This is a genomic window from Streptomyces sp. NPDC058665 (assembly GCF_042714995.1).
Taxonomy (GTDB): domain Bacteria; phylum Actinomycetota; class Actinomycetes; order Streptomycetales; family Streptomycetaceae; genus Streptomyces.
Genome location: NZ_JBHXRX010000012.1, coordinates 67076 through 80161, shown reverse-complemented (window position 1 = coordinate 80161; position 13086 = coordinate 67076). Strand labels below are relative to the sequence as shown.

Here is a 13086-nt window from a genome sequence, read left to right as displayed (position 1 = left end):
GGCGGCAGGTCACCCGGCGACGGCGCGCAGCGCGCCCGGCCTGCGGCCCGCGAGCGCGTCCAGCGCCGCGGCCGTGGGCTCGTCCGCCGGCAGATGGACGACGAGGCGGAAACCGTCCCCCTCGGGCAGCTCCAGGGTCTCGTCCGCCAGCCGCAGCTCACCCGCACCGGGGTGCGTCAGCCGACGTACCCCGGTGTGCTCGGGTGTACGCAGGGGCTGCTTCCACCGTTCGGTGAACCCGGCGCCCGCCAGCAGGGTCAGCTCATCGACGAGCGCGATCAGATCCGGGTCGTCCGGCAGGGAGTCGATCCTGATCCGGGCGATCAGATCGTCGGCGACGCGCTCCCACTCCGGGTACGCGTCGCGGGCCCGGGGATCGGTGAACATGAACCGCGGCAGGCTCGGCACGGGCGGTTCCAGCAGGCCCAGCGGGCCGAAGAGCCGCCCGTAGCCGCCGGTGCGGGCGACCACCTCGCCCAGCCGGTTCAGCAGCACGGCCGGCGCGGGCTCCAGCTGGTCGAGCAGGGCGCGCAGCGTGGGCCGCACCTCCCGGTCCGGCGGGCGGACCGTGCCGAGGCAGAGCTTGCGGCTGCCCATCGTCAGCTTCATGACATGCATCAGCTCGCCGCGCGCCTCGGTGGACAGCCGCAGCGCGTCGGCCAGCGCCGACAGGATCTCCGGGGAGGGGTGGCGGTCCCGGCCCTGCTCAAGCCGGGCCAGATACTCGACGCTGATCCCGGCGAGCATCGCCAGCTCGGACCGGCGCAGGCCGGGCGTACGGCGGCGGCTGCCGGCGGGCAGTCCCACGTCGGCGGGGCTCACGCTCTCGCGTCGCGACCGGAGGAACCGGCCAAGCTCACTGTCGCTCACCCGGGCAAATGTACGCCCGCGCGGGGGCGGATCGTAGCCCTCGCACTACCAGCCTCGTCCCGGCCTTCCTCCCGGCCGCCGGGGGGCACAGGGTGGGTCCGGACACCGGACCCCGGGCCGTGTCCGCAAAGTCCCGTACGTCTTCCGAGAGGCCCCCCGTGTTCATCGCCCACGCCGTCGTCGGCATCCTGCTCGCCGTCGCGCTCAGCGGCTCGGCATTCGCCATGGCGACCCGCAACGCCACGATCACCGCCAACATGACGAAGCTCGGCATACCGGACTCCTGGCTGCCGAGGCTCGCCTCACTCAAGGCGGCGGGCGCCGTGGGCCTGATCGCCGGTCTCTGGATCCCGTTCATCGGAGCGGCGGCGGCGATCGGCGTCGTCCTGTACTTCCTGGGCGCGGTCTACTACCACGTCAAGGCGAAGGACTACGTGATCGCGCCGCCGGCCGTCTTCGTCGTCCTGGCCGTCGCCGCGCTGGTCACACGGCTCACCACCGCGTAGCCGCCGGGGCCCCGGGGCTCAGTCCGTACGCCGTACCGACCGTCCCGCCAGTACGTCCGTGCGCCGCCCGTCCTCGATCACGAAGCGGCCGTCGATCAGTACGTGCGGGACGCCCACCGGGAGGGTGCGCGGCGCGGCGAAGGTCGAGCCCGCCGCCACCGTCTCCGGGTCGAAGAGCACCAGGTCGGCGCGGTAGCCCTCGCGGACCAGGCCCCGGTCCTTCAGCCGCAGGCGCGCCGCCGGGCGCGAGGTCAGATGCGCCACGCACTCCTCCAGCGACAGCACGCCCAACTCCCGTACGTACCGGCCGAGATACATCGGGAACGTGCCGTACGCGCGCGGGTGCGGTTTCGCGCCCTGGAGGATGCCGTCGCTGCCGCCCGTGTGCACCCGGTGGCGCATGATCTCCCGCACGTTCTCCTCGTGCCCGACGTGCTGGAGGATCGTCGAGCCGAGCCGGTCGTCGATCAGCAGCCTGCGGGCGGTCAGCCAGCCGCTCTCGCCGCGCAGCCGCGCCGTCTCGGCGATCGTCCGGCCGACATGAGCCGTGAGGGCCGGGTCGGCGACGCCGGAGATCTCGATGGTGTCCCACTCGATGGGCACCCCGTGGCAGCCGTCGGCGCCGATCTCCTCCATGTGATGGCGGATCCGCTCCGCCGTCGACGCGTCCCGCAGCCGCTCCAGGATCGCGTCCTGGCCGCCCGCGCTCGCCCAGCTGGGCAGCATCGCCACGAGCGTCGTACAGCCCGGGGTGTAGGGATAGGTGTCGAGCGAGATGTCGGCGCCGTCGTCCAGCGCCTTGTCCAACAGACCGATCAGATCAGGTGCCTTGCCCTTGTTCACGCCGAAGTTCATGGTGGCGTGGGCGAGATGGAGTGCGCAGCCGGCGGTCCGCGTGAGGTCGACCATCTCCTCGTACGCGCGCAGGGCGCCCGCGCCGTAACTGCGGTGGTGCGGGCAGTAGTAGCCGTCGTAGCGGGCCACCACCCGGCACAGCTCGGTGAGTTCGGCGTCGTCCGCGTACATGCCGGGGGTGTACGTCAGCCCCGACGACATGCCGACGGCACCCTGCTCCAGGGACTCCGCGACCAGTCGCCGCATCCGGTCCAGCTCGGCGGCGGTCGCCGGGCGGTCGTCCTGGCCCACCGCGTACATCCGCACCGTGCCCTGCGGCACGAGATAGGCCGCGTTGACGGCGATGCCCCGGCCGTCGAAGCCGTGGTCGAGCCGGTCCAGATACTCGCCGACCGACCGCCAGTCGAAGTCGACCGAGGTGTCCCCGGGCGCGCCGCCGTTCCAGCCGGTGATGGCCCTGCGGACCTCGGTGAGCGTGGCGTCGTCCACGGGGGCGTACGAGAGCCCGTCCTGGCCGATCACCTCCAGGGTCACGCCCTGCGCGGCCTTCGCCGAGTGGTCGGGGTCGCGCAGCAGCGCGAGGTCGCTGTGGGCGTGCATGTCGATGAAGCCGGGGGCGAGGGCGAGGCCGCCGGCGTCCAGGGTCCGCGCTCCGGAGAGCCGGGGCGCGGCGCCCGGCGCCGCGGGCCGGATCTCGGCGATCCGGCCGTCGGTGATCCCGACGTCCGCCCGGTAGGAGTCCTGGCCCGTGCCGTCGACGACAGTCACGTCCCGTATGACGAGGTCCATGGCGCGTGGCTCCTAGAAGAACGTACGGATGAAATCGGTGACCGTGCCGTCCGCGTCCGCCAGCGGGATCAGCTGCCACTTGTCGAACGACGTGCAGGGATGCGAGAGACCGAAGCCCACCCAGTCGCCGACCTCGATCACCGCGTCGGGAGAGGTGTGCAGCTTGCCGTGCTGGTCGGACAGGCCCGTGACCGTGATGCCGCGCGCCGGGCGGATCTCGCCGGTGCGCGCGTCGCGCACCACCTGCGCCTCCGGCAGGTCGAGGTCGTACGCCGCGTCCCGCTTGCCCGCGTTGACGAACGCCTGCTCGGCCGACGGGCGTGAGATCACCTGGGCCCAGAGCCGGAAGGCCGGCTGGAGCGCGCCCTCGGCCGGGATCCGGTTGAAGGGGGTCAGGCGCTTGTAGTGGCCGTCGTCGTGCGAGACGTACGCGCCGGAGCGCAGCAGTTTCAATACGGGCCGGGACAGCACCGGGATCTCGGCGAAGACGTCCGCGACCGCGTCGAACCACGCGCTGCCGCCGGCGCTGACGACCACCTCGTCCACGGTCCCGGAGAACCGGCCCGCCGCGTCGAACTCGGCGGCCAGCGCGGTCAGCCGGCGCAGCCACGCGCGTACGGAGTCGTTGTCGGCCTGCGGCACCTCGCCCTCGTAACCGGCGACGCCGACCAGCCGCAGCGTGCCGGTGGCCGCCACGGCGTCGGCGACCCGCGCGCACTCCGCTTCCTTGCGGACACCGGTCCGCGCGCCGTCGCCCGCGCCCAGCTCCACGACGACGTCCACGGGGCGCGAGCCGCCCGCCGCGCGCAGCGCCTCGTCCATCAGCTCGACGCCGCGCACGGAGTCGACGTAACAGATGAAGCGGAAGCCCGGGTCGCCGTCGAGCTCGGCGGAGAGCCAGCGCAGCGCGACCGCGTCGACGACCTCGTTGGCGAGGAAGATCCGCTGGATGCCGAACGCCCGGTAGACGCGCACCTGGTGGGGGAGGGCCGCGGTGATCCCCCAGGCGCCGTAGTCGAGTTGGCGCGCGAAGAGCTGCGGGGACATGGACGTCTTGCCGTGCGGGGCGAACGCCAGGCCGTGGCGCTCGGAGTACGTCTCCAGCAGGGCGAGGTTATGGGTGAGCGACTCGGCGGACAGGGCGAGGACCGGGGTGGTGAAGCCGCCGGTGAAGAGGTTGCGGTGCTCGGCGGCGAGCTCGGCGACGGTCAGACCGTCGGCGTCGGGCGGCAGCCCTTTGAAGCGGTGGTCGAGACGCTCGTTCCTCAGATCCTCTTCGCCGAGCCGTCCGTCGACCGCCATAGGGCCCTCCTTCACCGATCTCGTTGCAACATGTGCAACGCCCATTGCGTATAACGCTTGACGCTGTCTAACATCCGAGCCGTCGCCGGGTCAATGATGAGCCCCGGCGGCCCCGGCCGACAGACCAGCGGCCGGCGGATCAGCGGCCGACAGACGAGCGAGGAGCCCCGAGTGCCCGCACCGGTAGAAGCGGACCCGACCAGGCCCGGGGCCACCGAGGTCGTCTGCCTCGGCGAGTCCATGGTCACCTTCCTGCCCTCGCGCCCCGGCCGCCTCGCGGACGTCCCCGCCTTCACCCGCACCATCGGCGGCGCCGAGTCCAACGTCGCCTGCGCGCTCGCCGCCGCCGGACACCGGGTGAAGTGGATCAGCCGCGTCGGCGCGGACGGCTTCGGCGACCATCTCGTGGAGGCGATCGGCGCGTACGGCGTCGACACCTCCGGCGTACGCCGCGACGCCGACGGCCGCCCGACCGGCATCTACTTCCGTACGGCCACGGACCGCGCCACCACCGCCCACGAGGTCGCCTACTACCGCGCGGGATCGGCCGCTTCCGCCATGTCCCCCGCGATCATGGACCGCGGGGACCTCTGGTCCGGCCGTGTCCTGCACCTGTCCGGCATCACGGCCGCGCTCTCCGAGGACTGCCTCGCCCTGATGCGCGAGCTGGCCGAGCCCCGGGCGGGGCGCCCGCTGCTCTCCTTCGACGTCAACCACCGGCCCGCGCTCTGGGGCGACGACTCCGGTCCGCGCTCGGCCGCCCGGGTGCTCATCGACCTCGCGCGCGGCGCCGACCTCGTCTTCGTCGGCGACGACGAGGCCGCGCAGCTCTGGGACCTGCACGGCCCGGAGGCGATCCGCGAGGCGCTGCCCGAACCGGCGGCCCTGGTGGTGAAGGCGGGCGCGGACGGCGCGACGGCGTTCGTACGGGACGGCGAGAGCGACACCGTCACCTCCGTACCCGCGCTGGCCGTCGACGTCGTGGCACCCGTCGGCGCCGGCGACGCGTTCGCCGCCGGCTTCCTGTCCGCGACCCTCCGGGATCTGCCGGCCTGCGCCCGGCTGCGCCACGGCCATCTGACGGCCGCCGCCGTGCTCACCGACGCGGGCGACGTCTGCGTCCCGCCCGCCCGCGCACACGCCGACCGCCTCGCCGCACTGGACGACGCCGCGTGGGCAGCATTGCGCCTCGGCCCCGGCTGGACGTCGGGGACCTCACAGGAACCGGCGGGCACCTCATGAGCCAGACCGTCGACCGCGCGCTGAGCATCCTGCCGCTCCTCGCTCGGGGCCCGGCCGACCTCGGACAGGTCGCAGAGCGGCTCGGCGTACACAAGTCCACCGCCCTGCGGCTGCTGCGCACCCTGCACGAACACGGGCTCGTCTACCGCCAGCAGGACCAGCGCTACCGCCTCGGCGCCCGGCTCTTCGCCCTCGCGCAGGAGGCCGTCGAGAGCCTGGACGTACGCGAGATCGCCCACCCGCACCTGGTGGCGCTCGGCGAGAGCTGCGGCCACACCGTCCATCTCGCCGTCATAGAGGACAGCGAGGTCCTCTACATCGACAAGGTCGAGAGCCGCTATCCGGTCAGGATGTACTCCCGGATCGGCAAACCGGTCGCCGTCACCGTCGCGGCCGTCGCCAAGCTGCTCATCGCCGACCTGTCCGAAGCCGAACGCCGCGCGCTCGCCGAGCGGCTCGACTTCCCCATGTACACCCCCCGTTCGACACCGAACGCCGCCGCCTTCCTCAAGGAGCTGGCGACCGTACGCGAACAGGGGTGGGCCACCGACCTCGGTGGCCACGAGGAGTCCATCAACTGCATCGGGGCCCCGGTCCGCGGTGCGGACGGCCGGGTCGTCGCCGCCATGTCGGTGTCCGCGCCGAACGTCGTCGTCACCGCCGATGAACTCCTCGCCCTGCTCCCGCTGTTGCGCCGTACCGCCGACGCCATCAGCCGTGAGTACTCGGGAAACGCGCACCACCCGGCACCAGCGACCCCCGCTCTTCAGAAAGAGATCCCATGAGCGACCAGACCGCGAAGACCGCAGTCGTCCCCGCCACGCACGCCGCGCCGCCGGCCAAGTTCTCCCACGGCGTCCGCAAGGGCAACATCCTCCAGGTGGCCGGGCAGGTCGGCTTCCTCCCGGCCGTCCCGGGCGAGGCCCCGACCGTGGCCGGACCGACCCTGCGCGAACAGACGCTCCAGACCCTCGCCAACGTCAAGTCGGTGCTGGAGGCGGGCGGCGCGAGCTGGGACGACGTGATGATGCTGCGCGTCTACCTCACGGACGTCGCGCACTTCGCCGAGATGAACGAGATCTACAACGCCTACTTCGAGGAGCAGAACCTCAAGGACGCGCCGGCCGCCCGTACGACCGTGTACGTCGGCCTGCCCGCCGGACTGCTCATCGAGATCGACGCGCTGGCCGTACTCGGCTGATCCGGCCCCGTACTCCTCCCCGGTCAATCACCACCCCCGCACGGCACGGCGCCCCTTCCCCCGTACGCCATGGGCGCCGTGCCGCGATCCCCCCTGCTCCGATGCACGAATCAAGAGGTCCCCCCTCATGCTGCTCGCCGCCGAAGCACCCCCCGCCCCCGAGGTCCCGCCCCACACCGGTGGACTGCTTCTTCTCATAGACGGGACGGCCGGTCTGCTGACCGTCGCCGTCCTCGGAATCGTTCTCCTCCTCGTCCTGATCATCAAGGTCAGGCTCCAGCCGTTCGTCGCACTCCTCGGTGTCTCCATAGCCGTCGGCCTCGCCGCCGGGCTCTCCGTGACCGAACTCTTCGGCACGGTCCAGAAATCGGCCGCCGTCTCGATGATCGAGTCCGGCATGGGCGGCATCCTCGGCCATGTCGCGATCATCATCGGACTCGGCACCATGCTCGGCGCGATCCTCGAAGTGTCGGGCGGCGCCGAGGTGTTGAGCACCCGGCTGCTCAACCTCTTCGGTGAGAAGCGCGCCCCGCTCGCCATGGGCGTCACCGGTGTCGTCTTCGGTATCCCCGTCTTCTTCGACGTCGGCATCTTCGTCCTCGCGCCGATCGTGTACGCGGCGGCCAGGCGCTCCGGCAAATCGATCGTGCTGTACGCGATGCCGCTGCTCGCCGGCCTCTCCATGACCCACGCGTTCCTGCCCCCGCACCCGGGCCCCGTCGCCGCCGCCGGTCTCTTCGACGTCGACCTCGGCTGGGTCATCCTGATGGGCGTCGTCGTCGGTGTCCCGGCCGTGCTCGCCGCCTGGGTCTACGCGGCGTGGATCGGCAAGCGCCTCTTCGTCGACGTACCGCAGGACATGGTCGAGGCCGCGGCCGAGGCCAAGAAGGCCGTGGCCGCCGAGCAGCAGGCGTCCGGGGTCACCCCGCCCGAGAAGCCGGTCGCGCTCGGCACCGTGCTCGCGATCATCGGCACCCCGCTGCTCCTCATCCTGCTGGCGACGTTCTCCTCCATCGCCCTGGACCCGAGCACGCTCCGCTCGGTCGTCGAGTTCTTCGGCCACCCCTTCGTGGCGCTGACGATCGCGCTGGTCCTCGCGTACTACCTGCTCGGCATCCGGCGCGGCTGGTCGCGCCAGTCGCTGGAGACCGTCTCGACCGCGTCCCTCAAGCCGGTGGGCAACATCCTGCTGGTGGTCGGCGCGGGCGGCGTCTTCGGAGCCGTACTGAAGGGCAGCGGCATCGCCGACGCGCTCGCCGACACCTTCAACGACGTCGGTCTGCCCGTCATCCTGCTGGCGTGGCTGATCTCGGTCGTGCTGCGCGTCGCCCAGGGCTCGGCGACGGTCGCGATCGTCACCACGGCGGGCATCGTCGTACCGCTGGTCGAGGGCCAGTCCATGTCGCAGGCCCATCTCGCCCTGATCATCATGGCGATCTCGGCGGGCTCGATCTTCGCCTCGCACGTCAACGACGGCGGCTTCTGGATGGTGGCCAAGTACTTCGGCATCTCCGAGCGCGACACCCTGAAGTCGTGGACGGTGCTGGAGACGGTCCTGTCGGTCGCAGGATTCGTCGTCGCGGCCCTGCTCAGTCTGGTCATTTAGCCGCCGACCCACCCGTTCCGGGCGTAGAGACGGAGTCGAGTCCGCCGGGCCTCTTGCGCGATCTTCGGCGTCCCGCTTTGGTGACCCAAGTCACTTACGGGGACGAGTGTGGAGGTCGACGCATGGCAGATATCACCGACAACGGTACCGACACCGCCAAATCACTCCCACGCAAGTCGAGTTGGACCTACATCGGTCCCGGCATCGTCGTGGCCGCGACCGGTGTCGGCGCCGGCGACCTCGTCGCCACGCTCATCGCGGGCAGCAAGTTCGGCTACACGCTGCTCTGGGCGGCCGTCATCGGCTGCGTCGTCAAGATCTCCCTCGCCGAGGCGGCCGGCCGGTGGCATCTCGCTACCGGCCGCACGCTGTTCGAGGGCTGGCGCAGCCTCGGCCGGTGGACCACCGGCTACTTCGCGGTGTACGTGGTCGTCTGGGGCTTCATCTACGGCGCCACGGCCATGTCGTCCAGCGCGCTGCCGATCGTCGCGCTCTTCCCCGACGGCCCCGGCCTGAAGACCTGGGCGGTGATCACGGGCCTGGTCGGCCTGGTCTTCGTCTGGTTCAACCAGTACGCCGTCTTCGAGAAGGTCATGACGGCCCTGATCGGCATCATGTTCGTCGTGGTGGTGTACGTCGCGATACGCGTCACGCCCGACATCGGCGCGGGTTTCGCCGGTCTCCTGCCGGTGCTCCCCGACGGTTCGCTGCTCTTCACCCTGGGCCTGATCGGCGGTGTGGGCGGCACGATCACCATGGCCGCGTACGGGTACTGGGTCAACGCCAAGGGCTGGACCGACTCCGGCTGGATGAAGGTGATGCGGCTGGACAACCGCGTCGCCTACCTCACCACCGGCGTCTTCGTCATCGCGATGCTGATCGTCGGAGCCGAGCTGCTGCACGCCTCGCAGATCGCCCTCACCTCGGGCGACAAGGGGCTTGTCGATCTCGGGGAGATCCTGGAGGAGCGCTTCGGCGCCACGACGGCGAAGCTCTTCCTGGTCGGCTTCTTCGCCACGTCCTTCTCGTCGCTGATCGGGGTGTGGCACGGCGTCAGCCTGATGTTCGCCGACTTCGTGGAACGCTGGCGGTTGGACCGCAAGGGCGTCCCCGCCGGCGAGGGGACGGCGGGTGAGGTCGCGGCGGGCACGCGCGAGCGGTCGGTGCCCTTCCGCGCGTATCTGCTCTGGCTGACCTTCCCGCCCATCACGCTCCTCTTCCTGGACCAGCCGTTCGGCCTGGTCGTGGTCTACGGCGTGCTGGGCGCCTTCTTCATGCCGTTCCTGGCGCTCACGCTGCTGTGGCTGCTCAACTCCGCGCGTACGCCTCAGGAATGGCGCAACGGCATCCTGAGCAACGTGATGCTGGCGGCGGGCGGGCTGCTGTTCATCGTCCTGTGCGTGCAGCAGGTGCGGGATCTGCCCTGGTAGACAGCCGGTGCGAACACACGGTGGCGCCGTCGGGTTCCGACGGCGCCACCGGTCTGTGGGGGGTGGTTCGTGGGTGGTACGGGTGCTGGTGCGGTTACGGGAGGCCGTGCACGTGCGGGCCGACCGCCTTGGACCAGGCGTCGCCGGCCGTGGCGTCCCAGTTGGTGGACCAGGTCATCGCGCCGCGCAGGCCCGGGTAGGTCTTGGACGGCTTGAAGCTGCCGCAGTTGGTGCCCTTGGTCAGACAGTCCAGCGCGTTGTTGACGACGCTGGGCTCGACGTAGCCGCTGCCCGCGCCGCGGGTCGAGGCGGGGACTCCGATGCCGACCTGGGACGGGTCGAGGCCGCCTTCGAGCTGGATGCAGGCGAGTGCGGTGAGGAAGTCGACGGAGCCCTGTGAGTAGACCTGGCCGTCGCAGCCGAGCATCGAACCGCTGTTGTAGTACTGCATGTTGACGACCGTGAGGATGTCCTTCACGGCGAGTGCCGTCTTGAAGTACTCGTTGGACGTCGACTGCATGTCGATGGTCTGCGGCGCCATCGTCAGGACGAAGCCGTCCCCGGCCGTACCTGCGATCGACTTCAACGCCTGTGTCATATAGGTGGAGTTGAGGCCGTTCTCCAGGTCGATGTCGACGCCGTCGAAGCCGTACTCGTCCATCAGGCCGGACACGGATTCGGCGAAGGCGTTCGCCGACGCCTCGTCGTTGATCGAGACGGTGCCCTTCTCGCCGCCGATGGAGATGACGACCGACTTGCCCGCGGCCTGCTTGGCGGCGACGTCGGCCCGGAACTGCTCGTCCGTGTAGCCGCCGAGACCGGCCGAGTCGAGGGTGAAGTCGACCTGTCCGGGTGTGCCCGTGGCGTCCGCGAACGCGACGGCGATGATGTCGTACTCGTCCTGGACCTCGGCCAGCGTCTGGACGGCGGCACCGTTGTTGAAGTTCTGCCAGTACCCGGTCACGGCGTGCGCCGGTACGGCGGCGGGGGCGGCGACAGCGGTCGGCGCGGGCTCGTTGGCGGCGTTGGCCGCGGGTACGGCCAGTCCGGCTACGGCGAGAACGCCTGCCACGGCGAGGTACTTGAGCGTGCGGGGTCGCGCTTTCCTGTGCACTGCATGGCCTCCGTGGGGGGAGTTGTGGGGGCGGTACGAAACGGTGGCCACCGTTGGGGGTCCAAACTGGTCCAGACCATTGGCCTTGTCAAGGGCCTGGACGAGATGGGCCGTATCCGGCCGGGCCCGGCCGGGTCCGCAGCAGCGCCGCCGGGGGAGCGGCGGCGCTGCTGATCCGGGCGTAAGGGACCTCCGGCCGTAACTAGGGCAGGGCGTGGACGTGCGGGCCCACCGCGTTCGACCAGGCGTTGCCGGCCGTGGCGTCCCAGTTGGTGGACCAGGTCATCGCGCCGCGCAGAGCCGGGTAGGTCTTGGACGGCTTGAAGTTCCCGCAGTTGGTGCCGCGCGTGAGGCAGTTGAGGGCGTTGTTGACGATGGTCGGGGAGACGTAGCCGCTGCCGGCGCCGCGGGTCGAGGCGGGGACTCCGATGCCGACCTGGGAGGCGTCGAGGCCGCCTTCGAGCTGGATGCAGGCGAGTGCGGTGAGGAAGTCGACGGAGCCTTGCGAGTAGACCTGGCCGTCGCAGCCGAGCATCGAACCGCTGTTGTAGTACTGCATGTTGACCACCGTGAGGATGTCCTTCACGGCCAGCGCGGTCTTGAAGTACTCGGTGCCGGTGTTCTGCATGTCGATGGTCTGCGGCGCCATGGTGATCACGAGCTTCGAGCCGGCCTTGGCCGACAGCTGCCGGAGCGCCTTCGTCAGATAGGTGGAGTTGATGCCGTGTTCGAGGTCGATGTCGACCCCGCTGAAGCCGTACTCCTGCATCAGGGCGTAGGCGCTGTTGGCGAACGCCGTCGCGGAGGCGTCACTGTTGATCGTGACGTTTCCCTTCTCGCCGCCCACCGAGATGATCACGGACTTGCCCGCGGCCTTCTTCGCGGCGATGTCCGACTTGAACTCGGCGACTCCCGAGTAGCCCACGGCCGGGTCGAGGTTGAAGACGATCTGGCCGGGCGTGGTCGTCGAGTCGGCGAACGACACGGCGATGATGTCGTACTGCGCCTGGACGTCCCTGAGCTTCTGGACGGCCGCGCCGTTGTTGAAGTTCTGCCAGTACCCGGTCAGCGCGTGCCTCGGCACGGCGGGCCCGCCCGGGTCGCCGCCGCCGGGCGAGGTCCGGCCGCTGACGGCGGCCGACTTCGCGGACTCACCGGCCGCGTTGGTCGCCGACACCTGGAACTGGTACGAGGTGGCCGCCGCCAGTCCGGTCACGGTCGCCGAAGTACCGGTCGCCGTCTGGACCTTGGTGCCGTCGCGGTAGACGTTGTACCCGGTCGCGCCGGACACCGCGTTCCAGCTCAGCGCCACCGAGGAGGAGGTCACGGCCCCGACGCCGAGCCCGGCGGGAGTGGCCGGAGCCTGCGGGTCGGGATCCGGGTCGCTGCCCCCGCCGCCGTCCGGCCCGAAGACGGACACGTCGTCCACGAGGTACGGGCTCTGCCCGTACCAACCGTGCGTGTAGACGCTGACCGTACGCGTCGACGGGCCGGTCCTGAAGGTCGTGTTGAGCTGCTTCCAGCCGCTCTCGCCGGGCGTCCAGGTCGACACGTCGGTCGTCCCGGTGCCGCTGGCCCCGAGGTAGGCGTACCCGCCCTGCACCCAGGCGCTCAGCGTGTACGTCGAGTTGGGCTGCACGGCCACGGACTGCGAGCACTTGGCGTTGTCCTGCCCGGCGGGCGTCCCCCGCAGCGCCGCGGCCCCGGTCCGTACGGGAGACCCCACGACGGCCCCGCTCCCGGCGGAACAGGACCAGTTGGTGAGCCCGGACTCGAAGCCGGCGTTCTTCGCGACGTTGATGTCGGCGGCCTGGGCGACACCGGCCAACCCGCCCACACTCAGGGCCCCGGCGGCCAGTACGGCCACCACCCCGCCCAGCAGGCTCCGCGCCCGGCCGCCTCGTCTGCCGCCGCTGTCGGTGCTGCCGGGTCTGCGTCTGCCGTCGGGTACACGTTCCACTTGATGCCTCCGCTGGGGGATGTCGGGTTGGCGGTACGGATCGGGAACGGTGGCCACCGCCGGGCCCAGATACACGGCCCCGCCCTGGGCGTAAAAATGGTCCAGACCATTCAAGTTGTCAATACCTCTGACACGAGATTCGGGCACCTGTCGGTTCCGGTCGGCGTGGTCGAGTTCCAGCCGTTGGTAGGCATCTGATGACTCCGTGCGA

General features: G+C 70.8%; 11 protein-coding genes. 6 read left to right on the top strand and 5 right to left on the bottom strand.

Features of this window, described 5'->3' with window-relative positions; all coding sequences use genetic code 11:
- Nucleotides 1-9: 9 nt before the first annotated feature.
- Nucleotides 10-870, bottom strand: coding sequence for a helix-turn-helix domain-containing protein (locus ACFWV8_RS10295; RefSeq protein ID WP_384199494.1), 861 nt, complete (start codon nucleotides 868-870; stop codon nucleotides 10-12).
- 158 nt (nucleotides 871-1028) lie between these two features.
- Between ACFWV8_RS10295 and ACFWV8_RS10290 the strand changes: the two genes are divergently transcribed.
- Nucleotides 1029-1376 carry a DoxX family protein gene (locus tag ACFWV8_RS10290; RefSeq protein ID WP_384199493.1) on the top strand — a complete coding sequence of 116 codons (348 nt, stop codon included), beginning with the start codon at nucleotides 1029-1031 and terminating at the stop codon, nucleotides 1374-1376.
- An 18-nt stretch (nucleotides 1377-1394) separates the two neighbouring features.
- Here ACFWV8_RS10290 and ACFWV8_RS10285 read toward each other — a convergent pair whose 3' ends face one another.
- Nucleotides 1395-3020, bottom strand: a complete 1626-nt coding sequence (locus ACFWV8_RS10285) for an amidohydrolase family protein (protein ID WP_384199491.1) — start codon at nucleotides 3018-3020, stop codon at nucleotides 1395-1397.
- 12 nt (nucleotides 3021-3032) lie between these two features.
- A complete protein-coding gene (locus ACFWV8_RS10280; protein WP_329382379.1) occupies nucleotides 3033-4322 on the bottom strand; it encodes an amino acid deaminase in 1290 nt (429 codons plus the stop codon).
- 93 nt (nucleotides 4323-4415) lie between these two features.
- Here ACFWV8_RS10280 and ACFWV8_RS10275 point away from each other — a divergent pair, with 93 nt between their 5' ends.
- From ACFWV8_RS10275 to ACFWV8_RS10255, 5 genes are all read left to right on the top strand, one after another.
- A complete protein-coding gene (locus tag ACFWV8_RS10275) occupies nucleotides 4416-5564 on the top strand; it encodes a sugar kinase (protein ID WP_384199631.1) in 1149 nt (382 codons plus the stop codon).
- Nucleotides 5561-6349: an IclR family transcriptional regulator gene (locus tag ACFWV8_RS10270; RefSeq protein ID WP_384199489.1), complete on the top strand. Its 789-nt coding sequence runs from the start codon at nucleotides 5561-5563 to the stop codon at nucleotides 6347-6349. Before ACFWV8_RS10275 ends, ACFWV8_RS10270 begins: the two co-directional genes overlap by 4 nt.
- Entirely contained in the window at nucleotides 6346-6765 is a 420-nt protein-coding gene (locus ACFWV8_RS10265; protein ID WP_329382375.1) for a RidA family protein, read from the top strand. Before ACFWV8_RS10270 ends, ACFWV8_RS10265 begins: the two co-directional genes overlap by 4 nt.
- A gap of 127 nt (nucleotides 6766-6892) precedes the next feature.
- Entirely contained in the window at nucleotides 6893-8371 is a 1479-nt protein-coding gene (locus ACFWV8_RS10260) for a gluconate:H+ symporter (RefSeq protein WP_329382373.1), read from the top strand.
- A gap of 122 nt (nucleotides 8372-8493) precedes the next feature.
- Nucleotides 8494-9801 carry an Nramp family divalent metal transporter gene (locus ACFWV8_RS10255; protein WP_384199486.1) on the top strand — a complete coding sequence of 436 codons (1308 nt, stop codon included), beginning with the start codon at nucleotides 8494-8496 and terminating at the stop codon, nucleotides 9799-9801.
- Between the two features lie 94 nt (nucleotides 9802-9895).
- Here the strand turns inward: ACFWV8_RS10255 and ACFWV8_RS10250 are convergent, their stop codons facing one another.
- Nucleotides 9896-10915: a chitinase gene (locus tag ACFWV8_RS10250; protein WP_384199484.1), complete on the bottom strand. Its 1020-nt coding sequence runs from the start codon at nucleotides 10913-10915 to the stop codon at nucleotides 9896-9898.
- Nucleotides 10916-11117: 202 nt separating this feature from the next.
- A complete protein-coding gene (locus ACFWV8_RS10245; RefSeq protein ID WP_384199629.1) occupies nucleotides 11118-12797 on the bottom strand; it encodes a chitinase in 1680 nt (559 codons plus the stop codon).
- Nucleotides 12798-13086: the final 289 nt, after the last annotated feature.